The 22,828-nt window shown below is 46.1% G+C and carries 29 protein-coding genes; all 29 read left to right on the plus strand.

Annotation, left to right across the window (positions count from 1 at the left end):
* The first annotated feature begins 237 nt into the window (after positions 1-237).
* The 29 genes from cpaB (at position 238) to AB1L17_RS28735 (ending at position 22,710) form a co-directional block, all read left to right on the plus strand.
* A complete protein-coding gene (gene cpaB / locus AB1L17_RS28595; RefSeq protein WP_412848348.1) occupies positions 238-966 on the plus strand; it encodes a Flp pilus assembly protein CpaB in 729 nt (242 codons plus the stop codon).
* Positions 963-2,366 carry a CpaE/TadZ family protein gene (locus AB1L17_RS28600; RefSeq protein ID WP_412848347.1) on the plus strand — a complete coding sequence of 468 codons (1,404 nt, stop codon included), beginning with the start codon at positions 963-965 and terminating at the stop codon, positions 2,364-2,366. The genes cpaB and AB1L17_RS28600 overlap by 4 nt, the downstream gene beginning before the upstream one ends.
* Before the next feature lie 11 nt (positions 2,367-2,377).
* Positions 2,378-3,865 (plus strand): TadA family conjugal transfer-associated ATPase, encoded by a 1,488-nt coding sequence (locus AB1L17_RS28605; RefSeq protein ID WP_412848346.1) that lies wholly within the window; start codon positions 2,378-2,380, stop codon positions 3,863-3,865.
* Positions 3,866-3,877: 12 nt separating this feature from the next.
* The gene (locus AB1L17_RS28610) at positions 3,878-4,774 is read left to right on the plus strand and encodes a type II secretion system F family protein (protein WP_412848345.1); all 897 of its coding nucleotides are present in this window, start codon (positions 3,878-3,880) and stop codon (positions 4,772-4,774) included.
* Positions 4,775-4,786: 12 nt separating this feature from the next.
* On the plus strand, positions 4,787-5,695 hold the full coding sequence (locus tag AB1L17_RS28615) for a type II secretion system F family protein (protein ID WP_412848344.1): 909 nt from the start codon (positions 4,787-4,789) through the stop codon (positions 5,693-5,695).
* Positions 5,696-5,767: 72 nt separating this feature from the next.
* On the plus strand, positions 5,768-5,944 hold the full coding sequence (locus AB1L17_RS28620; RefSeq protein WP_412848343.1) for a pilus assembly protein: 177 nt from the start codon (positions 5,768-5,770) through the stop codon (positions 5,942-5,944).
* Complete coding sequence (locus AB1L17_RS28625) at positions 5,941-6,438, plus strand: A24 family peptidase (protein WP_412848342.1); 498 nt, start codon at positions 5,941-5,943, stop codon at positions 6,436-6,438. Before AB1L17_RS28620 ends, AB1L17_RS28625 begins: the two co-directional genes overlap by 4 nt.
* A complete protein-coding gene (locus tag AB1L17_RS28630; protein ID WP_412848341.1) occupies positions 6,435-6,866 on the plus strand; it encodes a TadE/TadG family type IV pilus assembly protein in 432 nt (143 codons plus the stop codon). The genes AB1L17_RS28625 and AB1L17_RS28630 overlap by 4 nt, the downstream gene beginning before the upstream one ends.
* Positions 6,863-7,372: a hypothetical protein gene (locus AB1L17_RS28635; RefSeq protein ID WP_412848340.1), complete on the plus strand. Its 510-nt coding sequence runs from the start codon at positions 6,863-6,865 to the stop codon at positions 7,370-7,372. The genes AB1L17_RS28630 and AB1L17_RS28635 overlap by 4 nt, the downstream gene beginning before the upstream one ends.
* A gap of 97 nt (positions 7,373-7,469) precedes the next feature.
* Positions 7,470-8,087 carry a DUF4046 domain-containing protein gene (locus AB1L17_RS28640; protein ID WP_412848339.1) on the plus strand — a complete coding sequence of 206 codons (618 nt, stop codon included), beginning with the start codon at positions 7,470-7,472 and terminating at the stop codon, positions 8,085-8,087.
* A gap of 108 nt (positions 8,088-8,195) precedes the next feature.
* Complete coding sequence (locus AB1L17_RS28645) at positions 8,196-8,474, plus strand: hypothetical protein (protein WP_412848338.1); 279 nt, start codon at positions 8,196-8,198, stop codon at positions 8,472-8,474.
* 152 nt (positions 8,475-8,626) lie between these two features.
* The gene (locus AB1L17_RS28650) at positions 8,627-9,391 is read left to right on the plus strand and encodes a hypothetical protein (protein ID WP_412848337.1); all 765 of its coding nucleotides are present in this window, start codon (positions 8,627-8,629) and stop codon (positions 9,389-9,391) included.
* Positions 9,392-9,393: 2 nt separating this feature from the next.
* Positions 9,394-10,266: a CpaE/TadZ family protein gene (locus AB1L17_RS28655; RefSeq protein ID WP_412848336.1), complete on the plus strand. Its 873-nt coding sequence runs from the start codon at positions 9,394-9,396 to the stop codon at positions 10,264-10,266.
* Positions 10,263-11,051, plus strand: a complete 789-nt coding sequence (locus AB1L17_RS28660) for an SAF domain-containing protein (RefSeq protein ID WP_412848335.1) — start codon at positions 10,263-10,265, stop codon at positions 11,049-11,051. Before AB1L17_RS28655 ends, AB1L17_RS28660 begins: the two co-directional genes overlap by 4 nt.
* Complete coding sequence (locus AB1L17_RS28665; RefSeq protein WP_412848334.1) at positions 11,048-12,166, plus strand: hypothetical protein; 1,119 nt, start codon at positions 11,048-11,050, stop codon at positions 12,164-12,166. The genes AB1L17_RS28660 and AB1L17_RS28665 overlap by 4 nt, the downstream gene beginning before the upstream one ends.
* Positions 12,166-13,518, plus strand: a complete 1,353-nt coding sequence (locus AB1L17_RS28670) for an ATPase, T2SS/T4P/T4SS family (protein ID WP_412848333.1) — start codon at positions 12,166-12,168, stop codon at positions 13,516-13,518. Before AB1L17_RS28665 ends, AB1L17_RS28670 begins: the two co-directional genes overlap by 1 nt.
* Complete coding sequence (locus AB1L17_RS28675) at positions 13,515-14,414, plus strand: type II secretion system F family protein (RefSeq protein ID WP_412848332.1); 900 nt, start codon at positions 13,515-13,517, stop codon at positions 14,412-14,414. Before AB1L17_RS28670 ends, AB1L17_RS28675 begins: the two co-directional genes overlap by 4 nt.
* A complete protein-coding gene (locus tag AB1L17_RS28680) occupies positions 14,414-15,253 on the plus strand; it encodes a hypothetical protein (RefSeq protein WP_412848331.1) in 840 nt (279 codons plus the stop codon). The genes AB1L17_RS28675 and AB1L17_RS28680 overlap by 1 nt, the downstream gene beginning before the upstream one ends.
* A gap of 13 nt (positions 15,254-15,266) precedes the next feature.
* On the plus strand, positions 15,267-15,413 hold the full coding sequence (locus AB1L17_RS28685) for a hypothetical protein (RefSeq protein WP_412848330.1): 147 nt from the start codon (positions 15,267-15,269) through the stop codon (positions 15,411-15,413).
* A gap of 30 nt (positions 15,414-15,443) precedes the next feature.
* Entirely contained in the window at positions 15,444-15,647 is a 204-nt protein-coding gene (locus AB1L17_RS28690; RefSeq protein WP_412848329.1) for a hypothetical protein, read from the plus strand.
* A gap of 167 nt (positions 15,648-15,814) precedes the next feature.
* Positions 15,815-16,222 carry a hypothetical protein gene (locus AB1L17_RS28695; RefSeq protein WP_412848328.1) on the plus strand — a complete coding sequence of 136 codons (408 nt, stop codon included), beginning with the start codon at positions 15,815-15,817 and terminating at the stop codon, positions 16,220-16,222.
* 3 nt (positions 16,223-16,225) lie between these two features.
* Positions 16,226-16,378, plus strand: coding sequence for a hypothetical protein (locus AB1L17_RS28700; RefSeq protein WP_412848327.1), 153 nt, complete (start codon positions 16,226-16,228; stop codon positions 16,376-16,378).
* Positions 16,378-16,794 (plus strand): hypothetical protein, encoded by a 417-nt coding sequence (locus AB1L17_RS28705; protein ID WP_412848326.1) that lies wholly within the window; start codon positions 16,378-16,380, stop codon positions 16,792-16,794. Before AB1L17_RS28700 ends, AB1L17_RS28705 begins: the two co-directional genes overlap by 1 nt.
* Before the next feature lie 55 nt (positions 16,795-16,849).
* Positions 16,850-17,413 carry a hypothetical protein gene (locus AB1L17_RS28710; protein WP_412848350.1) on the plus strand — a complete coding sequence of 188 codons (564 nt, stop codon included), beginning with the start codon at positions 16,850-16,852 and terminating at the stop codon, positions 17,411-17,413.
* Between the two features lie 137 nt (positions 17,414-17,550).
* Positions 17,551-17,892: a DUF3870 domain-containing protein gene (locus AB1L17_RS28715; RefSeq protein ID WP_056493478.1), complete on the plus strand. Its 342-nt coding sequence runs from the start codon at positions 17,551-17,553 to the stop codon at positions 17,890-17,892.
* Between the two features lie 160 nt (positions 17,893-18,052).
* On the plus strand, positions 18,053-18,991 hold the full coding sequence (locus AB1L17_RS28720; protein ID WP_412848325.1) for an ABC transporter permease: 939 nt from the start codon (positions 18,053-18,055) through the stop codon (positions 18,989-18,991).
* A 26-nt stretch (positions 18,992-19,017) separates the two neighbouring features.
* A complete protein-coding gene (locus AB1L17_RS28725) occupies positions 19,018-19,905 on the plus strand; it encodes an ABC transporter permease (RefSeq protein WP_412848349.1) in 888 nt (295 codons plus the stop codon).
* Between the two features lie 5 nt (positions 19,906-19,910).
* Complete coding sequence (locus tag AB1L17_RS28730) at positions 19,911-20,936, plus strand: ABC transporter ATP-binding protein (protein ID WP_412848324.1); 1,026 nt, start codon at positions 19,911-19,913, stop codon at positions 20,934-20,936.
* 115 nt (positions 20,937-21,051) lie between these two features.
* Entirely contained in the window at positions 21,052-22,710 is a 1,659-nt protein-coding gene (locus AB1L17_RS28735) for a peptide ABC transporter substrate-binding protein (protein ID WP_412848323.1), read from the plus strand.
* The last annotated feature ends 118 nt before the right edge of the window (positions 22,711-22,828 follow it).

Genomic DNA, 22,828 nt, shown 5'->3' on the forward strand with positions numbered 1-22,828 from the left:
GGAGCTGACGAATACTAATCGGTCGAGGACTTATCCACACACTTAGCAATCATGCGTATTCAGTTTTGAAGGAATAAGACGAAAAGCTGTATTCCCGATTACTTGCAAAAGTAATGGAGAATGCAGCTTTTTTTGTGCAATAGTGAGACCGTGCATTCGTTCTGCACGGTTTTTTGTTTTTCTTTTTTTGTCCCTCTAATCTCGCCTACGCTAGAAACAATTGAGAGGAGGGGGAGAATGTCTATACATCCGCTACGATTGTTGGCTATATTGCTTTTGGCCACATGTATAGGTGTAGCGACCTACATCATTTTGAAGCCGCATCAGGTGACCTATATACAATTGAAATCAACAGTGGAAAAAGAAAGTGGCCAATTACTTGAAGCGAGTGACATGGAGCCATTGACACTGACACTGGGAGGGATTTTTCAGCAACCCACTGCCCCAATCCCAGGTTTGATTCCATGGCAAGAGGGACAGGGTCTTGTCGGTTTGCCCTTCACCCGTCAAGTGAAGGGTGGACGGCCGTTATTGCAGAGTGATTTGGAGCAAACAAGCCAGGCGCAAGGCAACGCAGCGTTAACAGAAAAAATGACAGGTATGAGCATTCCTGTGGACAATGTAGCAGGCGTTTCACCGCATGTATCAACTGGAGAAAGAGTTCATGTCTATGCTTCCTTTGAAGATGAGACAGGTGCCCATTCCGGACTCCTATTGCAAAACATGCCGATCATTGGCATTCAAAGAGAAATGGAAGGTGAACGTCCCAATTTGGTCGCTGTTACTCTCTCCTTGACACGTAACGAGGCGGTCATGCTAACACACGCCCTTCATTATGGAAAAATCAGATTGGGCTTGGCGGCGGTGAAGGATGCAGGAAAGCCTGGAATTGGAGACGCACAATTCGCTGCAGAGTTAATGAAGACGAAAACACGTTGGGGTATCCAAAAGGAGGAGCATGAGTGAAAAGGCGTTTGCTCATAGTAGATGATGATCGAGATTCGGTTCGCTTGTTAACTGCTCAACTTACCAGCAGCAGAGTGGTAGAAGTGTGCGGGGAAGCAATAGGAGTAGAAGAGGCATGGGCAAAATTACAGGCAAACCAACCGCATATGGTGTTGCTAGGCGGGATAAAGGGGACGGAAAGAGGCGTATTGTGTCAACAGTTTCGGTTAGCCTTTCCTCATCTTTCATTTATAGCCGCTTGCTCGAGCAATGAACTGATGTGGGAACCATTTTTCCGAAACTTAGGCATATGGGTGATTGCCAAACCTATTGAACCAGGGCAAATCGAAGCGCTAGCCATGATGATACAGCCTCAAGGCATGGTAACAGAAGCTGCACAGCAACAACATCAGTATGTCATCCAGGAACAAGCGAGGAGCTATCCGAGCCAGTCGCCTTCCTTTTCCGAACAAATCCCAGATAGACAAGTTCCTGAAATCAATCGGCCAAAGCAGCTTATTACGGTATACGGTCCAAAAGGTGGCGTAGGAAAAACATTTATTTCTCGTGAGCTAGCCATTTTCTTTTCCATGCAAAAAAACGAGGGAAACCCATTGCGGGTAATCGCTGTTGACTTCAATCTTGACCTCGGTACATTTGCGACTACCTTAAATCTTCCTCGTACCCCGAATCTTTTTACGTGGGTGAAGGATCTTGATGTTCAGTTGCATGCGTTTATAGAGAGCCAAGGAAAAGACCCGTATTCCCTTAGCAAGGAGGAATGGCGGGATTTCGCGCAAGCATTACCGTTATCTCCCCAACAAATAGAGAAGTATATTGTTTCTCATCCTGAATCGGGATTGCATGTACTCACCTCCCCTCGTGATATTCGACAAAGCTTTGAAATCCGTGACTATCATTTATATTTAATTCTCGAAACGTTAAAACGAAGCAGCTACGATGTCATTCTGATCGATACGGCACCTGATACAACAGATGCAACGATTCAAGCTCTGTTTTTTGCAGAACATGTCGTGATGGTGGGAAATCCGGTTGTAGACTCCATCGAAAATATTCAACGATTACTGAAACTGTTGAGAGAGGCGGAGTATCCTGAAGAACGCATTCAAGTATGCATGAATCGTTTACAACGCAAAGAAATGTTTACCTTAGATGAAATTCGCGCCTATTTCCAACTTCACCCTAGTAAAAAAATCTTCTCAATACCTGATGATGTAGAAGTAAAAAAATCGATTAACACTGGAACGCCAGTCATGCTTCAGCCAGGGAGAATTCCGGCAAAGGAAGCCATTGAGACACTAGGAAAAGCACTGTTTCCCGTCGATGGGGAGCAAGTTAAGCCTGCTGGAAAAGAGAAAAACAAAGAGAAAATATCTCTCTTCAAGTGGCTATGGGGATAAGGGAGGGTGCCATGTTTGATAAAAAACAGTTACTGGGCATTTCTAATCAGGTCCGCACTGCGCAAGAATTACGAACATCAGGAAGAGGAATGGCGGGAGTTCCTTCGACACTACACGAAAAAATGCAAGCACCGGATCAAGAACGGACGAATGAAAAATGGATCGGGTCAGATCGAGAAACATCAATTCGCACGCAGATTGTTGAGAAATATGGCAAACGACTATGGGAGGAAAAGCAATCTCCTCTTTTATTAGATGAGCTGACGACAGATATTCGAATGCTGCTGGAGTCGCAAACCACACTGACCTCCACTCACATAGAGGCAGAAGTAAAACGCTTGCTGCATTCTTTGACGGGGTGGGGGCCACTAGATGCTTTACTAGAGGATAACGACATAACGGAGATTCTTTTTCATCGCTATAACTATCTCGTTATTGAAAGAAAAAGTACGGGGCGTCTAGAGTCTCCTGAGATTGCTGTTTTTCGTGATGAGGAAGAGCTGCTGCGCTTATTGGAACAAATTGCAGCGACGATGGGGCGCGAGTTTAATGAAACAAAAGCAGAACTGCATACACAGCTTCCAGATGGCTCGAGGGTTGCTGCCACACACCGCTCCATTTCCCCCGATGGTCATATGCTCACGATCAGAAAACACCGTGAACTGCTCAACGAGGCTGATTACTTACGCTACGGTTCTATTTGCGAGCCAATGCTTCTCTTTTTAAACAGAGCCGTCAGCTTATCCCGCGCATCTGGCATTGTCAGTGGAGGAACGGGCTCAGGCAAGACTCATATGCTCAATTTAATCTCTCAGTATGTCCCTGATTATTTAAGTATTATTACGATCGAGGATGTTTTGGAGATGAAGCTTCAGCATCCTTTTGTGCGAAGATTTTTAGCGAAGCCTGCAAATTATGAGGGGAAGGGTGGATTTTCGATCAAGGATTGTGTTCGTTTGTCCTTGAGAAAAAGGCCGGATGTCATTATGGTCGGTGAGACACGAGGCGGCGAAATCGTAGACATGCTCTGGGCGATGAATACGGACCATCCGGGTAGCTGGAGCACAGCGCATGCAAACTCCCCGCGAGCTTTGGTCGATTCAACATTGCCCATTTTATTTGGGAAAGCTGACGAGGTATATAGTGCTGAGGAGCGCAATTTAATGATCGGTTCGGCACTGGATCTGATTGTTCAAGTAAAACGCTTTGAAGAGGATGGCAGTCGCAAGGTGGTAGCTATAACGGAGGTAGTGGGCACGGGTCAATCACATGAAGAATGGATAAAACGTGCTTGCAACATTAAGCAGGTTCTTCCTGATCGCGTGTATTTGCAGGATATTTATGTGTACGAAGCAACAGGCCTGGAGAATGGAAGAGTCAAAGGTCACTTCAAGTGGACAGGCTATCGCCCCGAGCGACTTATTAAGCGATGGCTAGAGAGAGGGCTGTCGAGGGAAGAGATTGAGCAAGTCTTTTTCACAACACCAATACCGATATAGGGAGGGATAAGCGTGGATATGAGCTTACCTGTTGCGATAGGGATAGGGACGGCTATTCTTTTACTGGTTATGCCCAACAAATTGATTGTGAAAGAGCCAGCGACCAAGCATGAAATAGTGGGCGTACTGCAACAGGACAGAAAAACAGTGTGGAAGCGGTTTGAGGAAAGGTTGGCGAAATCGCGGTCAGGGTGGGGGGTCAACCAGTATGTGACCCTCTCTTTTTTATTGGGGATCTTGTCCTTTGGTGTGAGTAGTCAGATTCTGCAGTCTTGGTGGATGGCATTGCCTGCCTTGCTCGCAGGGATTATGTTTACCGAACGATTGGTGAGTGTCTGGGGCGCTAAGCGAAAGGATGATTTCGAAGCAGGCAATATAAAAGCAGTTCGTCTCATGGCCAGCTCTTTACGTACCTCTCCATCGTATTTGCATGCGTTTGAACAGGTAGCAGCTAGTCCATTTTTGTCTGAAAACGTATTGGAGGAATACAGGCGAGTTGTAGAGCTATTGCGAGCACAAGTCCCGCTTGAGCATGTTATGAATCGATTTTTTGAACGAACAGGTTCGGCGGATGTCAAATATTTAGCGACCATTGTTCACATTCAGCGTGAAATGGGAGGGGATATGGCCAAAACGCTTGATTTGGCTGCCTCCTCTATTTTGCGGCGCAGACAGTCGCTCCGCAGACAAAAAGCAGCTATGGCTCAGATCGTAGCACAAGTGAATTTACTAAGTGTCATGCCGTTTGTCTTTATCACAGCGCTGTACATGAACAATCCAAATCATTTCGATTCTTTGACTGCCACAATAGGGGGACGGTTGCTTATTTTGGGGAGCTTGGCTTCTATCTTGATTGGCGGGGAAGCGATCCGTTACGTTGCGCATAAAAGCATAAGTAGGGGAGCATAGGAGGGGATTGCAATGCTTATCATCTGTATATTGGCCGGTGTGGCAATCTTGCTGTACGGGCTACCGTCATGTGTGAGCAAGGGGGAGGCTTTTTCTGCCACGCTTTTTGGAAGGATTGATTCTCAGCAGCAAGCCCGGCTTGAGCATTCATTTTATCAAGAGCGAAAAAGATGGACATTGGTACGAGGCTTGGAGAAAAACCAGGTATTGCTACAACGGTTCTACAAATGGACGGGTGTCGACAAGAAAAAAATAGAGGAGACATTGACGCGCCTTGGGATCAATATCAGCCTAACGGAGATTGTTCTATTCCGGCTCATCAGTATGTGCTTCATAGTTTCATCGCTATCCTCGTTGTCAATGGCCATGGTGAACGGGGAAAAATTCAGTATGGGAAATGGGCTTCCCTTAGTATTTAGCTTGCTGTTGTACTTGCTGCCGAACATGCTGTTAGATTGGGCAGATAAGCGAGCAAAGGCAGAAATTCGAGAGCAGGTTCCTATTTTTTTTAGCATCGTTCAATCGTTGGTGGAGGCTGGAATGCCATTGCAGCAGGCTGTTAAGCAGACCGCAAGACGTTTTGACGCCAGACTAGGCAGAGAGCTCGCGAGTCTTGAAGTGGGAGAAAAAAGGCTTGGGAACTGGAGAAAAGCGCTGGAGGAGCTGGCCTTTCGGTGGGAGGTCGATTCGCTGACAACCATCGCGTTGGAGATGAACGAGGCGATGAAAAAAGGGGTGAGTATCTCACAAATGCTATCTGTTCAAGTAGAGGAGCAGGTGAGACAGCAAGAAGACGAGGCGGCTACTCATATGAATCGCTTAAATATCAGACTGTTGCCTTTTGTCATTTTGCTAATGGGGCTGCCGTTGTTGTTCTTGGTAATGGGTCCCGCTTTAATCGGCATCGGAGATCGCTTGTAAAAATTTTTGCGAGAGGCACTGTCTTTTGGCAGAGTGAAAATAGAACCAAAATCTCATAGAGGAGTGAAAGTAATGGCAGCCATCGCAGATTACGTCAAGCGTTTTTGGTATGAGGAGGACGGTGTTACGATCGTGGAGATGGTCATTATCATTGCCGTCATCTTGATCGTGCTTATTCCGACACTGACACAACTGGGGACAGCCGAGGACGAGAAGCTGAAGGAACTGCAAGAAAAAATAAGCAAATGACAAACGCAGTCTTGCTTGGCGTGCTAGTAGCCACAGCATGGATGGATTGGAGACGCAGAAGGATACCGAATACTGTCGTTTTTCCAGCGATTGCTGTCGGCTTATGGTATCAGTGGGTGGGCGAATCATTAGGTGGAGCATTGTTAGGTGTTGCAGGAGCGTTTTTGATAACGGTTGGTCCCGTAGTCTTAAAAGGAATGGGGATGGGAGATCAAAAACTACTGATGGCTGTTGGAGCATGGACGAGCTGGAGCGTTGTGTATTCTTTGTTTTTGAATTCCATCGTTTTGTGCCTGATTGTTATGTTGTTTTATCCGCAAAACTGGGCTCGCCTACGCAATAATCTTCATGTAATAGCGGCCGGGTGGACGGGACATAGACAAGTATGGCTTCCAGGCAGGGATAATACAGCCTTTTCTTTCCCCTACGCGGTATATTTACTCGGTGCATTTGTGTTCCAATACGTACGAGATACATTCGGTGTAAGCGGATGATAAGACGAATGGGACGAGTAATACATGCGAGGGTGAGAGATGAGCGGGGTAGCCAAATTATTGAGTTTATTTTGGTGTTTCCTTTAGTTTGGATCTTGATTGTATTCTCCTTTGACCAATTCAGTATGATGTACAACAAGCAAAAAGCATTGGCGGCTGCGTATGAGGCAGGAAGAATTGCTGCTGTGCAGCCCAATTACGGACTGGCCAAATTCCATGCGAAAGAACGAGGTACATCCGAACTGGCACAAGGCATTGGCGTTCTGCACAAAGATATACAGCTGGAGCTAGATGGGAATGGCTGGAGAAAGGGCAGTCATGTAAAAGCAGAAGCAACAGTTTCTTTTCGCCTTCTCGCTTCGGGGGAATTATACGAGATAACCGAAAGCTACCATATGATGGTTGAGAATGCGGAGGAGAAGCCATGAACGATCTGTTGCACCAATTTTTGATTCGAGCGAAGGAAGAGCGCGGGGCAACGATGATCACTGTGCTCTTCTTTCTCTTCTGCTTAGGCAGTCTGCTCTCTATCCTGTTATTTCTGGAGCAGACGGATTATCTAGAAATGAAAATGCAGCATACAGCTGATCTGGTGACTAAAGGTGCACGTGCAGCTGGGAAATGGGAGTACATCGATTCAAACGGAGATAAGCAGGTCAGATTGTTTGCTACAAAGGAAGAAGCTGATCAGCGAGATGCTGATATCATTCGCGGAGCACGCGAGGAAGCGGGGATTCTTTGGAGATTAAACAGTCCGAGTTTGGAGGGTGCTAGTGACGAGGTCTCGGTTATTCATCAAAAAGGGGAGCGGTCCTATTTATACTTGCAAGGAATCTATCATTTGGAAGTAGAGGTAAAAAGAAGTATACCCGTCTTTTGGGATGAGCTTTTTGTGAAAATGAGTAGAGTCTCTCAGTCAGGAGTCTATGATTAAAGTCACAAATTTGAACGAAAGCACTGTTATTTTTGTCCTAATCCTACATGGTAATTTAGTAGTATATTCCAAAAGTGGGGATAGGAGTGAGAAAATAGTGCCCTCAAAAATAGTCGATCGGTACAAACGCATTCTTAACGGAGAGCAAAAACGTTTTTCACCGTATGAGTTCGAGGATGCGCAGTACCGCAAGCAAAAAGTCCAATTAGTTGTAAGATATGCTATTGAAAATGTAAAAAGATGGACCCCAGAGCAGGCACGACGTGAATTGAGTTTGCAAGATGTGAAGGAACTGAAGCTGCATTTGGTAAGAGAATTTATTGAACCGCCTATCGAGGCAAAGGCAGAGGATGTGTATTATTTCGTCGAATTTGCTTATCCCTATTTACCACGGCTTTCAGAAGAACAACGAGTGCTATGGGTTTATCAAGAAGTGCTTTCAGGCATACGCCGTCATTTTCCTCCAGCCTATTTTCAGAGTATAAAGGGTGAGGAACGGGCAAAAATATGCGTCGACTATATGTGCAGTCATTTATTAAAACTGGCAGATTTGCGTCAACTGCCTAGCATCTTCAGCAAAACGGAGAGAGCATATACTCTTTTGAAAACATATAAGCTCAAAATTCTCGTCGATACGCTCTACTTTTCACCGTTTGATATGGTCACAGAAATGTATCCTGAACTTAGTGATCCCGCTTATTGGGAAGAGTTATAAAAATATTTGCACAACCCTACTGTCTTTTTTTACGGTAGAGATAGTTTCATTGGCTTATAAGCAGATGAAACGGCCGTACTCTACAGGTGAGAGAAGGAGGCGTTGCGCATGGCAACAGTAGAGGCTCACCAGCAATGCTCTGCATCCGTGGAGCAGCTTCTAGGGCGATACGTTCGCTACCAGAAGCACAAGCCCGGCAGGTATCTTTCAATGGAAAGATATCCGCAGGGAACGTTCCAAATCGAAAGCGTACATCGATTTGGAGACAGAGTAGTACTCAATGACGGGCTGATTGTAATGGAGAATGCTCCAACCGTCATGGAGCGCGGAGGAAGGATTGCTCTTCTTTTCGCAACAGGAGAAGAACTTTACTTTGTAACGGAGTAGGTTCTCTGAATCGCCTTGCACGGGTGCGTGTGAGGCGACCCATAAAGCGAAATGCCTGAGAGGATCAGGCTAAAAAAGATTCAACGAGTGGCGAATGCTGGTGCAGAATGTCTATCGCTCTATAAAAAAGTGAAAAATGGGGGTATTTTGACGTGTTGGCAAAGAGTGCAATAGAATTGGTCAACCGCTGCTATGAGGAGACAAACAAGCTGACATTGTTGTCATTGGAAGAGTTGAAGGAATCCTTTATTGCCTTTGTTTTTGGAGATTACCAGGAAGAGTTTATGGTTCGGTATGATCTAGAAGAGTTTTATGAGCATCTGAATCAGCTTCAATTATCGAATTGCCGCAGAGATTTTGATCGGGCAGTTGAGGAATGGTACATCACAGAATATGGAAGCGGATATAGAGGCATCAATTATCATGACATTTTGTTTACGCTAGTAAAAGAAGCAGTTGTTCAATACCATTCACAAAATCGGACAGCACTCATCCGCGACGTAACCAAGCTTCTCACAATGCCAAATGGATTCCTCGCCAGATGGCAAAATGGGCAGACCCGTGAACGGCCCATCCCTACCTATTTTAAATACTTGATGAAGCTGGGAGTACGCACCCATGAAGATATTGAGACGCTGGTAGATATGTGGCTGGTAGAGTACCCCAACGCGTTTAATAAGAAGCAGCAGGAGCTATTTGCCAATCCTCCGAGAAGAGGAAGACCTAACAACGTCGAACTCGCTCTGCTAATCGAGCTAGCCATGAAGGTAAGACCTGAAATGACCGCCCAAGAGCGTGAGCGGCTACGCAAAATATACTACTATCATCGCAAGTCCCTCACTGTTCGAGAGATGGTTGAGAAATTTGAGAAATATATATCCAGTAAAAATAAATCAAACGATTCCCAGGTGGGATAGTCATGTTTCACCAAATGAGCCGCTTTGTCTCCAGGTTCCGTGATTTGGAGCAGCAGGAGTTTTCGCAGTCTTTTGAGGAAGAGCGGCAATGGAGAGCACTCAAGGAAAAGCTTGCTTCACCACAAATAGTCGAGAAACAGGAGTCCTATCAGCGTAAATGTATTGCTATTACGAGTCTGTATGCACAGGCAGGAGCTAGCTTTATTGCAAGTAACCTAGCGTATGCTTGGGCTGGAAAAGGCATTCCTGTCACCCTTTGCGAGTTACCTAAAGTGACTTCCTATTATTACTTCGCACTTGATTTTGAGCGCAGAGCTCAAATAAAAGAATCTTTTACATCATCGCTCCTCATGCAGAATAACCATCTTCGCATCCAGATCGAACCCCCATCACAACTTCAGCAAGAATCTTCCCACACAGATACATCCAACTGGTTACTTCGGATTTGTAAGGATAGTCCCGTTGTTGTCATCGATGTCTCGTCCAATTGGAATGAGAGCCATTGTAAACAAATTTTTGAGCTTGCCGACGAAATATGGGTAGTTTTTGATGCGGATTTGGCAAGACTTACCCGCTTGTTTCTGGTAGATCCAGCTCCTGCTTGGTGGACGACAGAAAGAAGAAAAATAAAACTGATAGCAAACAAGTGGAATGGCCAATTGTCTCGTACAAGCATCATGAAAAAAGTAGAAGGAACGGTCTCCCTATGGGGTCAACAGCTTGGTACTACGCAGGTGAGTGACTGGATACCGCTGATTGATGGAGAGAAAACAGCAATGGCAAGTGCCAAGGCCAATCTACTCTTGGAGCTCTTCCCAGAGGAAGAGTGTGAGTTTCAGTCATTGATTCATGCCTACAAAGGAAGGGTGTTATGAAGAAGCAAACATTGCTTGTCATTTGCCTCATTTCATTTTTACTTGCAGGGTCATCATTTTATGCTGCTACTCAATATATAGACGCAATGGCTGCAGAAAAGCTGTTTGCTCCAGTTATAAAAGTAGCTGCCGGCAAAGAAATATCAGCTTTCGAGCCGATTACGCAAGGTGATGTGATCCTCGTACAGGAGGAGGTAGATGAGATTCTTCCTGGTTCAGCGCGTGATTTGAATGCTGTTTTGGGGAAAAGAAGCACGCAGGTCATGTACGAAGGCGAGCAAATATTAATCGACAAGCTGACAGATTCGCAGCTATTACCGGAAAAAGGGCAGGCGCGCTACGAGTTCCCTCTTCTATCGATTCATCCTTTAACGGAATTACGCAAAGGCGACCATGTGAAGATTTGGGTCAAATACAAGAGTCTCTCGGAGCTACAGGATTATCCTGCACCTCTTCAGTTTCGAAAAACGAATGATACTGCAGATTTATTATTTGAGAGTCAGCTTGCTAGTGTGAGGGACAGTAATGGTATCGAGATTTATACATTAAAGCCGAGCTTGTTACCTTCGCCAGATCAGATGGATTCCATTTTTCATGGATCACGAGAAAAGCCGTTGCTGAATGGTGAAAAACGATATCGGGACTACCGGGTTCAACCAACTGCGCTACCTGCTTTTATCGGCTTTAATTTGACCGACCAGGAGTATGTGATTTTAAGCGAGGCCATGTCATACGGGATGCTTCAGGTAGGTCATATCATGGGTTCAAAGGAGCAAGCGTCATGAAAATTTTGGTTTGTTATCCTATGAAGTCACTCGCCAAGACGTATATGCCGATGTACAGTGATGTGCTGGTAGCTGAAACAGCGGCGGAGTTTTCACGCCTTGGACAGCTTTATATGCCAGACGCTGCTGTGATCTTTTCCGAGATGTTCACCACTCCCGCTTGGGAATGGCTTCCGGATCTGAAAGCACAGCTCCCGCCAAACTCACCGTTAATTATCGTGCCTCTTTATCGAGATGAGAAAATGATTGAAAAGGTAACGGAGGAGTCGGGGCTAGAGCATGTATATCTGCTATCAGCACATTTGTCGCAGGAAGAAATACGCAACAAAATCAGTCTAATTCTAGGTTTCGTGCAAGAGCATGCAGATATCGAACCGCGAAAAGATACAGGGCTCGTATACGCTTTAATGAGCTATGGTGCTTCGGGCATCACTACCTTTTGTATTAACTATCCGGTCTTATTAGCTAGGCAGCATCCTGATAAGAGAATTGTCGTACTTGATATGAATGACGCCAAGCCGGATCTTACTCGCTTCTTTAAGCTTCAACAACATCAACTATCTTTATTTCGTCCTGACTTTTTAGATATACAAACAACTACCAAACGTAACTGGCGCAATGTCTGCAAACAGAGCGCTCACTTGCCGAATTTGTATTACGCACATGCCGCAAGCAAATGGAAAAGCTCAGAATTAAGCAATCTCATTAGCGTGTTTCGCATGCAATTTGACTATGTGTACCTCGATTGGGGGTACTGCTTCCCCGAGTCAGAGACTCTACAGCGATTGCTGCACACCTCTGACCGAAATCTGCTGTTCGTGAGAGCGGATCCCTTTAGTATCGATAGTGCTAGAGAGTGGCTTCTAAAATGGAGAGAAAGAGGCGTGAAATGCGAGGTTTTGCTCAGTCATTCGGAACCAGGTCAACCCTTTCGGATCGGAGAGGATGTTGCGGTCTACGGAGTAGTACCACGTATTTCGGAGAGCAGGCTCATGCAATCCCATCGCAGCTGCAGTGTATTAATTGAAGAGTTTTTCCCTCCCAAATCGTATATCAGCAGTCTCAAGGAAATTGCAAAAGCAGATTATGTGGAAAAAAGTGCGGTGTTTTGCTGATGAGAGGGATAGAACAAGAACACCGGATCGGATCAGGCATCCAAACCATCGAGGACATTAAACAAGCGGCAAGAGATTATTTAAATCATTTCGGAAAAACAAGAGAAGAGAAGCTAGAGATGCAGCAAATTCTCGCCCTTGCAGAACAAGGTGATCGAGATAGTCACAACCATATTATTCTTCGCTTACAGCATTACTTTGAGGAAGTCCTCCAACGGCCAGTAACAGAAGAGATTCTGCCGCATGTCAATGGTTACGAAGGACTCACGTTTTCTACTTACGGGTGGGGCATACTCGATGCAGTCTTGCATTTGTCACCTTGGGTAGAGGAAGTACGAATATCTGCAAACAGAAACATCGCGTATTTGGAGCAAGGGGTCAAAAAATTTCTCTCTTACAAACCAAGCTGGAAAGAGGTTGAAACACTTCAGCAAAAGCTGACAAATACAGCGGGTCTATCTTTTAACGAGAAAAAGCCAAGATTGAGCGGATATTTACATTCACTAAAAGCGAGATTGACCATGTTCACCTTTCCGTATTCCCGGGTACCGACCATTCTTGTTAGACGCTTTACGACACCAGCCTTTTCGCTGGATCAACTCCGTACACAGCAACAGTCAGCTTTCGATGAAAGGATTCAATGGCTAATCGAGCAGCAAGTGTACGGACGCAGCAATGTGTTGGTCATTGGACCGATGGCTGCCGGGAAAACAACGCTTATGATGTGCATGCTGAAGCTGAAAGACCCTCGAACAGAATACATCACGATCTTTGAGAGTGAACACGAGATGCGATTTGGTGATGTGTGGCCAGGAGAAGTGATTGAGCTACAAAACGTAGAGGAAATCGGTATTGAATTGGGACATTGCTTCAAAGATATGTACCGATCAACTGCAAATACAATCCTGATCGGAGAAATTCGTGAGCCTTTAGAAGCGTATCATTTCATTAATGCCGGAATCAGAGGGACGGACGCTACAATCGGAGCGATGCACGAACGATTTGCCCATAGAGCGTTGCATGATTTGACCGATCTTGTTTATCAATATGGGGGACGGAGTATCGAACTGACACAGGAGCGGATTAGCAGGGCAGTCAATTTTGTCAATTCGCTTACGTATCGCAACAACGGTCACCGTTTTATCGATGCCATTCACACTACGGAGTGGAATCCATCATTTAACCGAGTCGATTCTATCCCACTCGTAAGTCGTAACATGCAGACGGGAGCTTTTGAGTGGACGGGAAATCAACTGAGCCCGCATTTGGTTGAGTACATGTGTTACGTCGGTAAAGCAAACATCGAGGTTTTGAAAGAACTACGGCTTACTGATATGGGTAGGCAGCTATGATTTACACCTTTCTTTTCCCGGTGTTCCTATGTCTGTTCACAGGATTTTTGTTTCTCGGCATACATCTTTACAAGCGATGGAGAAGTCCACGAGTATTCTTCCCGCGGACCGTCGAGGTGTGGAGAGAGAAATTTTTAAGACATTCCACCAGGCGGATGATGTACGAACGTTTTGATCGTTGGTGTCAAATCGTGAGCGGGACGCCAGAAGGATACTTATTACTGTCCTTGATTGGTGGAGTAGCGGGATTTATCTCGGGCATTTTGCTAGGGAATATGATTGTATCATTGTCACTTTTTCTGTTATTTCTCTTACTGCCAACACTCATCCTGTACGCACGCTATACGGTACGGATGAATAAAAAAATCAGCTCCTTCTGTCGTTTCGTAGAGTTGTTTTCCCGTTATTACAACAGTCGCAAAAATATAGTCCTTACTTTTCGCGAAATGATAGAGGAATGTCCCAAAGAGCTATTGCCCGATCTTCTTCTGTTGAATAATAGCCTTTCTGATGGCGGTAACCCGGTTACAGCCGTGGAACAGTTTGCGCAGAGACTGGACCATCCGTGGGCGTTTGATTTTGCAACGTATATATCTAGTGGCTTGGAAGGAGAAACAGAAGATATTCAATCACCTCTTAATCGGTTAACAAATGAGATGTTTGTGCAACAGGATGAAAAACATGAGCGGGATAGCGAAATATACTCCATCTGGATCAGCCTTCTCATTGTTATTGCGATATGCATATTCTTGATCCCATATAATCAAGGATTGCTTCAAGATTCCTACCGCCTCTATTTTTACACGCCCGATGGACAAGCGATATTAGCGATTGCGGCGACCGTTTGGACTTTTTCGATCCTGCTCGCGTTTATTTGGGGAAGGAGATATCGCTAATGCCAATGCTTATTATGTATGCCTACCTTGGTTTAGGCGCTCTGTTCGTTTTTAGTGCATCTTTTATGATCGGAAAGTATTTGTTTCACAAGCAAAGGCCGAGGCTGTTTGTTTCCGGGGTATGGTGGCAAAAGTGGGAGCAGGCACTTAAGCCTGACGAAGACGACAAATGGGATCAGTTACTATCACGCGCAGGAAGACCTTTTGGATGGGGAAAACCGGAGTGGGTGTTTCTGCAGCTGCTGGCTGGAAGTACGGTTTGCATCCTTATTTTAATGTGGGTTGTCGTAAGTCGAATGGAATCATTCCCGCTTTTGTCGATGTGTCTGGCGTCTGCAGCGAGTTATATGCTTCCGTACATGAGTTTGAAAATGTGGGCAAATCAAAGAGAAGATATGCTGAGTACGGATATAGCCAGATTTATCAACCGCTATGTGACTCTCCTGGAAAATCAGGTGCCCATTTATAATGCTATGGTCAAGGCAGCAAGACCAACTCGAAAGCTAAAAGAGTACATTCCTTCCTTATCTGAGTGGAACAGGAACCCTGACGAGGCACTGGAGAGCTTTAAACGCAAAATCGGCGTTGATGATGGAGTCATTCTCGTTTCAAGTATGCGTACAATTGAGACGCTGAGCGAAGGGCAAGTAAGTGCAACCATGCAACGAATGGAGTGGACTGTCGATCACCGGCGAATGTTTCGCCATCGAAAAAAGATAAAATCTCTGGGGATCGGTTACACCGTCATCGTCTACCCAGCGTTTTACATGGGGTTATTGGTAGCCATGTTTCCTTGGTACAAGCTGCTTACTGAAATTCTTGATAAATACTTAACCTGAGGAGGATAAGCTCATGACTAAGCTATTATCGATCATCATGTGCATCGTTTTCTCTTTGGGAATAATCGTTTCCAGCCTGTCCGAAATCAACACCTCAGTAGTAAAAGAGGGAGGACTGCGAGATCGAGCAGTTGGCTGGATTGACGAAGCCATACCTTAAATAACGATTCGAGAAGAGGAGAGATTCGATATGTCGAAAATGTTTTTCATATTTTTAGCGTGCGTCATGGTGTTAGGGATCGGTGTTAGCAGCTATGGTAATGAATTAAGCCCAGCGGCAAACGATTCTGCCGAGAGCATTAACCAATCCATCACATCGCTGAACTACGATACACGAAATGAAAACATCAATTTCAGGATGCAAAATGGTACATCCTATACGTCGACGAAATAATGCTTCACGTACACGTTTTTCTGATCATTACGATTATGGTAGGGAGCCTGTGCGCGGTGCTTTGGAATCTGCAGCCAGAGGAGCAGCTACGACAGACACAACAAGAAAGGGTGTATCGAGCAGCGACAGTCATCTTTCATTAAAGAGGAGCTGGCGTCTCAAAAACGATGGTCAAAGCAAAAGTCTTTCTTATTTGTCTACTGGTTCTTCTGCTGGTCACTTCCGCATTGGGAGCTTACCATCTGTACGCAATGGAAAGGGCGATTGCCCGTGGAATCTATGCCGACATATTGGATGATATGCAGGACATCGGGTATTTGGAGCCCGCGCTAGCGAATTACTATCTTCATAAAATGAATGAACTGGGCTGGGATGTGACAAAGGATGTATTTGTTGGAAGCTGGCCTCGAGTCGAGGGAGAGCGAGCCCGTAAAGAGCGGCAGGAGGCTATTACTTTGTCGGTAACAATCGAGCCATCCAAAGTGACTCAATGGCTGAACAAGTTTGTGGAGGGGGATACATCCTTTTCCTTTACGGGAAGCCGTCCGTCCGAATACTTTGATCCAGGGTGGTAGCGCATGAATAAAATGATTAGTATTTTGGCCGTAATGGTTATCGTTTTGCCTTTGACGGTGGGCCTGCTCCTCACCGGTCCGCAAAATCTCCTTTCCGCATGCACGCAGTTCTTCGGTGATTTGCTCGCTGAAGTAACGCGCTTCGGTACAGGTTAATGGGTCAATTAATCGCTGTTATCCTGAACATTATGGTCATGTTACTCGTTCCATTGGGACTATTACAGGTTCATACGGTAGTTCAGGCAAGAAATGAATTACTGGAAGTAAGCGCGGCGGCGACGAAATACGTCAGCAACAACGGAGGGACGAGTGATGCCAACCTGCAACAAGAGGTTCGGGCATTGATCGCACGGGAGCTGAAGGAGAAAAAGTTTTCCGTCGCGGATGCAGAGCTGTCTGTCAGTGTCAGTCGAACTCATTCGCTTGATCCCGTCTTATGGAGCCACGAGGATGAGTTCATCGTAGAGCTGTCTATCCCATATCCCCGTTTTACCTCATGGATTCCAATGCCAGCTGATTCGTTGCAAGTCCAAAGAATGGGTACGGTTAACATTATGGATTACGATCTGTAAAAGCTCCCGTTAGGAGGCAATCGTTACGGGTATTAACATCTTTTCTATTTCTACGATCCTGTTCTTTTTGTTGGTAGGTATGTTTGTTGTAGATGCAGATATTGTCATGCAGAAAAAAACAGAAGTGAAGATGCTCTTAGAGCTGTCTAATCATCATGCTACCTTTGCAGTTGATCCGATATTGAAGACAGAAGGAGTGATCGATCTGCTTGAGGACGAGGCACTTGAACGTTTTGATAGCAGGATGTACGAGAACGGTGGTTACCGCCGTGATCAAGCCGCTTTTATTCCGCAAGCAGACAGTGTGACCACTGATCCCATTCCATTCTCACGTCATTATGTAGATTTCCGTTCGTGGCGCAATGATCTCCAATTACGCCTACAGTATAATGGGACAACCCTCATCACAGAGCGGGCAACGAAAGGAACAGCGCGTCCGGGAGGCGGAATGCTGCAGATTACCGTCGTAACTGAGCTTGGGGAGGAACTGCAGCTCGCACCGAAAACAATGGTTGGTCCATCTCATGTAGTGGTCGCCTATGTAGACGAGCGACCGTTCCTGCCGATGCTGCCCGCACACGAGTTTCCGGTCGTCTCTGTTGAAGAACTGAAAGATTAGTCAGACTTATTTACAAATTGCGAAATTATTTGGTACTATGTAGGAAAGTGCTTACCCAGCTTGCGATTGTGAGGAAGTCGCTCTCCGAACATCCCGTATGCCGGTCCGTTAAGCATAGTAAAAGTGGGGTTATTGATTTGTTTGATAAAGATACCATTTATATCGTAGGCGATGCACAGTCCTCTTCGAACAATCCGATTACGCAGCAATTCAGTGCTTTTTTTATCGGATTGGTTGTCGATACTTCCAACGACAAGATCGTGGATGCGGCCTGTTCTTCGACAGTTCAACTGACGTCTGACTTTGCTCGGTCGATCTTTATCGGTCATTCGATTATGGCGTCGGAGGAAATTGGCGAAGAAATTCGCTATCGGTATTTTGGATCTTCCCAAAAAACATTGATTGCAGCCTTTAAAGACGCACAAAAGAAGTACAAACAAGCAGTTTCCACGAGAAATAAAGCTACAGTCACCAAATGAATACACACGCTGCTTTATTTATTCGTATGCACGGCATACACGTAAGTAAAACCCAGCAAATGCCATGATATCGTGCATTTGCTGGGTTTTTTACTTATTACGAGAGCCCAGTCCCTGCCAACTTGGTTACACGGATTTCTGATGAAAAGGAGGAGAGTCCTTGCTATCTTTTGTCTTCCGCAGATTTATCTCCATGATCGTGACGTTATGGCTCATCATTACCCTCACCTTTTTCCTGATGCATGCCGTTCCAGGATCTCCTTTTGAAAGAGAAGGAAAGGCATTAGACCCAGCGGTGGAAGCTAACCTCAATGCATACTACAACCTGGATAAGCCGTTACTGGTCCAATACGGGCTGTACTTACAAAAGCTGGTGCAATTTGACCTCGGGCCATCTCTTGCCAACAGTTCTGATACGGTCAACAAAATGATCGCCCGCGGATTCCCCGTTTCTTTTCAACTTGGCCTGATTTCTGTCGTCTTTGCGATCGTCACGGGTATTGCACTTGGTGTGATTGCAGCACTACGACATAACCGTCTCATTGATTACCTTGCCATGATTATTGCTGTTATCGGAATATCCATTCCTAGCTTTGTCGTTGCTTCCTTATTAATCAAATATTTGGCGGTCGAATGGAAGTTGTTGCCGACCGCAACGTGGGGAACTTGGCAGCATGTTATTATGCCAGCGCTTGCATTGGCGTTTGGTCCGATTGCGATTATCGCTCGTTTGACCCGTACCAACATGCTGGAAGTGTTGACCCAGGAATATATTGAAACCGCTCGTGCAAAAGGGCTGTCTCCGGCGACGATCGTGTTGAAGCACGCACTGTGTAATGCGATTTTGCCTGTCGTCACGCTTTTAGGCGCATTGATTGCCAACGTTTTAACGGGAAGCTTTGTAATCGAAAAAATATTTGCGATCCCTGGGATGGGGAAATACTTCGTCGCTGGAATCAATAACCGTGACTATTCCGTCATCATGGGAACGACCGTTTTCTACAGCGCACTGTTGATATTCCTGATGTTTGTCGTCGATGTACTGTACGGCATCATTGATCCACGAATTAAGCTACATCGAAAGGAGAGCGAAGGATGATCGTTTCTGATGATTTATTTATCCCCATGCGCAAAGATAACCTCAATTCTGAAGCGATTGTGCGACCTCAACTGACGTTTTGGCAAGAAGCCTGGCTTCGACTGAGAGGAAACAAGCTGGCGCTGATGGGATTAGTCGTTATTATTTTGCTTGGGGTTATGGCTACGATTGGTCCGATGATCTCCGGTCATGAATACTCCAAGCAGTCGATTATTATGAAAAACAAACCGCCATCCGAAGCGAACTGGTTTGGTACCGATGATTTTGGCCGTGATGTGTTCACCCGTGTTTGGTATGGTGCACGTATTTCCCTGTTTGTCGGTTTGACGGCAGCACTCATCGATTTTTTCATTGGTGTCTTGTATGGCGGAATTGCCGGATATTTGGGCGGGCGAATCGATAATATCATGATGCGATTCGTCGACATTTTGTACGGACTTCCTTATTTGTTGGTTGTTATTTTGCTGATGGTGGTTATGGGGCCTGGACTTTTGACTATTATTATCGCATTAAGTGCGACAGGCTGGATCGGGATGGCGCGGACTGTGCGTGGTCAGGTGCTGCAAATGAAAAACTCCGAATACGTACTCGCGGCAAAAACAATGGGTGCGAAGCCTTTCTACATCATTCGCAAGCACCTGTTGCCAAACACGATTGGCATCATCATTGTCTATGTCACGTTATCTGTTCCATCTGCGATTTTTTCAGAGGCGTTTCTGAGCTTCCTGGGTCTTGGTATCCAAGCACCGAAGGCTAGCTGGGGTGTGATGGCCAACGATGGACTCTCCACCATTTTGTCCGGTCATTGGTGGCGGCTCTTTTTCCCTGCTTTCTTAATCTCACTGACGATGCTTGCGTTCAACGTGCTCGGTGATGGCTTGCGCGATGCGTTCGATCCGAAGTCAAGGAGGTAGGCAACATGGATAAAACGGAAAAGCTGCTGGAAGTCAGTGGGCTTCGTGTCACGTTCAAGACGCATGGCGGTGAAGTGAACGCAGTTCGGGACGTGAACTTTACCTTGAACAAAGGGGAGACATTGGCGATCGTTGGTGAATCTGGCTGTGGGAAGAGCGTGACAGCGAGGAGCATCATGCGTCTGATCCCGGAGCATATCGGAAAAATCGCAGGTGGAAGCATTCATTTTAAAGGCCAGGATCTGGTACAGCTGCCGGAAAAACAAATGCGCGAGCTGCGCGGAAAAGAAATCTCCATGATCTTTCAAGACGCAATGACGTCACTCAACCCGACGATCTCTATTGGCGAGCAGATCATGGAAGGAATCATTCGCCATCAAAAGGTCGCCAAAAGTGAAGCCAAGCGGCAAGCAATTGAAATTCTCACCTTGGTTGGAATCGCCAATCCGGAAAGCCGTCTCAAGCAGTACCTCCATCAGTTCAGCGGAGGGATGCGCCAACGGATCATGATTGCGATTGCCCTTGTCTGCAAGCCGTCCATTCTGATCGCGGATGAGCCTACGACAGCGTTGGATGTAACGATTCAGGCGCAAATCATCGAGCTGTTCAAGAGCATTCAGAAAAAGACAGGGGTCTCGATCATTATTATCACGCATGATTTGGGAGTCGTCGCCAAGATTGCGGATCGGGTCAACGTCATGTATGCCGGAAAAGTGGTAGAGTCGGGACCTGTTCGCGACATTTTTTACAATCCGCAGCATCCGTACACCAAAGGCTTGTTGGCGTCGATGCCTCGTCTGGATGCGGATCGCTCGATTCCGCTGAGTCCAATCCCGGGAACGCCTCCAGATTTATTTAGTCCCCCGATCGGCTGTGCATTCGCTGCGCGCTGTGACTATGCGCTGGAAGTCTGTCGGAATTATCAACCTGCACAGACCAATATCCACAATAAACACGCGGTTTCCTGTTGGTTGCAGGACCCACGGGCGAAAAAAATGCTTGCGTCGATGCAGTCGCCAACGGGGACCTGATTCATAGCTATCGAGGGCAGTGGTCAAGCCTGGCTTCATTCATGTAAAAGAGGTTGTCGTCTGACGGCGCTATCCTTTTACGTCATACAAAAACAAAAATAAGGGGGAAGAAACAGTGAAAAAACTATCGACATTGTTGCTGACGGCTACGCTGGGTGTGTCCATGCTCATGGCTGGATGTACATCGAGTCAACCAGCTGCACCGAGCGAGCCTGCACCAGGCAACACGGCTCAGCCAAACGCATCAACACCAGGTGATCAAGCGGCAAAGCTCCTGCTTTTGAACAATATCAAGGAACCGACGTCATTGGACCCGCCGATTGGCTTCGACGAACCGTCCTATAACATTTTGAACAACCTGATGGAAGGCTTGACCCGTCTGGACGAAAACCAAAAGCCTCAACCAGCGGCTGCTTCCGAATGGAAAATCTCTGTAGATGGCAAGACCTACACCTTTACCCTGCGTGACAACAAATGGTCCAATGGCGAACCGGTAAAGGCTCAGGACTTCGAATTCGCATGGAAGCGTATGCTTGATCCTGCATTAGCATCTCCGGCAGCATCCCTTGCTTACATTATTGAGGGTGCCGAAGCTTACAACAGTGGCAAAGGCCCTGCGGATGGCGTAAAAGTAAAAGCATTGGATGATAAGACGTTGGAGGTCGTTCTGGCTCAACCGGCTTCTTGGACACTACTTTTGGCATCCAACCCAGCTTTCTTCCCTGTACACAAAGCAACCGTTGAAAAAGATCCGAAATGGGCAGCAGAAGCGGCAAGCTTTGTTGGAAACGGACCATTCAAGCTGACAGAGTGGGCGCATGACAGCGAACTGAAAATGATGAAGAGCGAAACGTACTGGGATGCAGCAAACGTAACGCTGCCTGGTGCCGTTTGGAAAATGATTGACGACGAGAATACCGAATATCAAATGTTTACAAACGAAGAGCTGCACAGAACGACAACTGTTCCAGCAGACATGGCAGACCAATTGTTCAAAGAAGGCAAAGTATTCGTACGTGATGGAGCAGGTACAGAGTTCTATCGTTTCAATGTAACGAAGGAGCCATTTGATAACGCCAATATCCGTAAAGCCTTCAGCCTGGCGATTGACCGTCAAACGCTGGTTGACCTGGTACTGATGCGGCAACAAAAACCGGGAACAGGCTTCGTATCCTATGGTTTGCCTGATGCCAACGGTGAAGGACAATTCCGTGAAGTAGGCGGAGAGCTGGTGAACTTCAACCCAGAAGAAGCGAAGAAGCTCTTGGAACAAGGAATGAAAGAAAAAGGCTACACCAAACTGCCAGAGGTTACGCTCACGTACCGCAGCGGCACAGCTAACGAAAAAACAGCGCAAGCCGCACAAGAAATGTGGAAGCAAACACTGGGTGTTGAAGTGAAGCTGCAAAAAGTAGAAGGAAAAGTTTTGACCGATATGCAAAAACAATTACAGTATCAAATCGCTCGTTCTTCCTGGTTGCCTGACTTCGGTGATGCGATCAACTTCCTTGATATTTTCCAATCGAAAGCAGCAAGCAACCGTACGGGCTGGAGCAATGCGCAATTCGACAAGCTGATCCAAGACGCATACAAGGAGCCAGACGATGCAAAACGTCTGAAGCTGCTGCATGATGCAGAAAAAATCTTGTTGGATGAAGCGCCGATCGCACCACTTTACTTCTACAACACTTCCTTGCTCACAAGCGACAAAGTGAGTGGCGTACAGAGCTCTTCGCTCAGCTATACGGATCTGAGAAAAGCTGTCGTGAAGTAATAATGGGTTAGTCGGGAGAAGTCATTTCAGGCGGATGGAATGACTCTCCCCCCTTTTTTGCTGAAATTTTTAATAGTGCTATAATTTAGTATGTCTAATAGAAAAAACACAACTAAAG

Origin of the sequence: Brevibacillus jepli (assembly GCF_047229145.1) — a bacterium.
GTDB lineage: Bacteria > Bacillota > Bacilli > Brevibacillales > Brevibacillaceae > Brevibacillus.

Excerpts from the sequence above, each read along its gene's own strand:
- AB1L17_RS28615 (WP_412848344.1), top strand. The coding sequence starts at position 4,787 with ATGCTTATCATCTGTATATTGGCCGGTGTGGCAATCTTGCTGTACGGG.
- AB1L17_RS28670 (WP_412848333.1), top strand. The coding sequence starts at position 12,166 with ATGAGAGGGATAGAACAAGAACACCGGATCGGATCAGGCATCCAAACC.
- AB1L17_RS28675 (WP_412848332.1), top strand. The coding sequence starts at position 13,515 with ATGATTTACACCTTTCTTTTCCCGGTGTTCCTATGTCTGTTCACAGGA.
- AB1L17_RS28655 (WP_412848336.1), top strand. The coding sequence starts at position 9,394 with ATGTTTCACCAAATGAGCCGCTTTGTCTCCAGGTTCCGTGATTTGGAG.
- AB1L17_RS28645 (WP_412848338.1), top strand. The coding sequence starts at position 8,196 with ATGGCAACAGTAGAGGCTCACCAGCAATGCTCTGCATCCGTGGAGCAG.
- AB1L17_RS28660 (WP_412848335.1), top strand. The coding sequence starts at position 10,263 with ATGAAGAAGCAAACATTGCTTGTCATTTGCCTCATTTCATTTTTACTT.
- AB1L17_RS28730 (WP_412848324.1), top strand. The coding sequence starts at position 19,911 with ATGGATAAAACGGAAAAGCTGCTGGAAGTCAGTGGGCTTCGTGTCACG.
- AB1L17_RS28630 (WP_412848341.1), top strand. The coding sequence starts at position 6,435 with ATGATAAGACGAATGGGACGAGTAATACATGCGAGGGTGAGAGATGAG.
- AB1L17_RS28725 (WP_412848349.1), top strand. The coding sequence starts at position 19,018 with ATGCGCAAAGATAACCTCAATTCTGAAGCGATTGTGCGACCTCAACTG.
- AB1L17_RS28620 (WP_412848343.1), top strand. The coding sequence starts at position 5,768 with ATGGCAGCCATCGCAGATTACGTCAAGCGTTTTTGGTATGAGGAGGAC.
- AB1L17_RS28705 (WP_412848326.1), top strand. The coding sequence starts at position 16,378 with ATGGGTCAATTAATCGCTGTTATCCTGAACATTATGGTCATGTTACTC.
- AB1L17_RS28665 (WP_412848334.1), top strand. The coding sequence starts at position 11,048 with ATGAAAATTTTGGTTTGTTATCCTATGAAGTCACTCGCCAAGACGTAT.
- AB1L17_RS28685 (WP_412848330.1), top strand. The coding sequence starts at position 15,267 with ATGACTAAGCTATTATCGATCATCATGTGCATCGTTTTCTCTTTGGGA.
- AB1L17_RS28635 (WP_412848340.1), top strand. The coding sequence starts at position 6,863 with ATGAACGATCTGTTGCACCAATTTTTGATTCGAGCGAAGGAAGAGCGC.
- AB1L17_RS28700 (WP_412848327.1), top strand. The coding sequence starts at position 16,226 with ATGAATAAAATGATTAGTATTTTGGCCGTAATGGTTATCGTTTTGCCT.
- AB1L17_RS28680 (WP_412848331.1), top strand. The coding sequence starts at position 14,414 with ATGCCAATGCTTATTATGTATGCCTACCTTGGTTTAGGCGCTCTGTTC.
- AB1L17_RS28625 (WP_412848342.1), top strand. The coding sequence starts at position 5,941 with ATGACAAACGCAGTCTTGCTTGGCGTGCTAGTAGCCACAGCATGGATG.
- AB1L17_RS28690 (WP_412848329.1), top strand. The coding sequence starts at position 15,444 with ATGTCGAAAATGTTTTTCATATTTTTAGCGTGCGTCATGGTGTTAGGG.
- AB1L17_RS28695 (WP_412848328.1), top strand. The coding sequence starts at position 15,815 with ATGGTCAAAGCAAAAGTCTTTCTTATTTGTCTACTGGTTCTTCTGCTG.
- AB1L17_RS28605 (WP_412848346.1), top strand. The coding sequence starts at position 2,378 with ATGTTTGATAAAAAACAGTTACTGGGCATTTCTAATCAGGTCCGCACT.
- cpaB (WP_412848348.1), top strand. The coding sequence starts at position 238 with ATGTCTATACATCCGCTACGATTGTTGGCTATATTGCTTTTGGCCACA.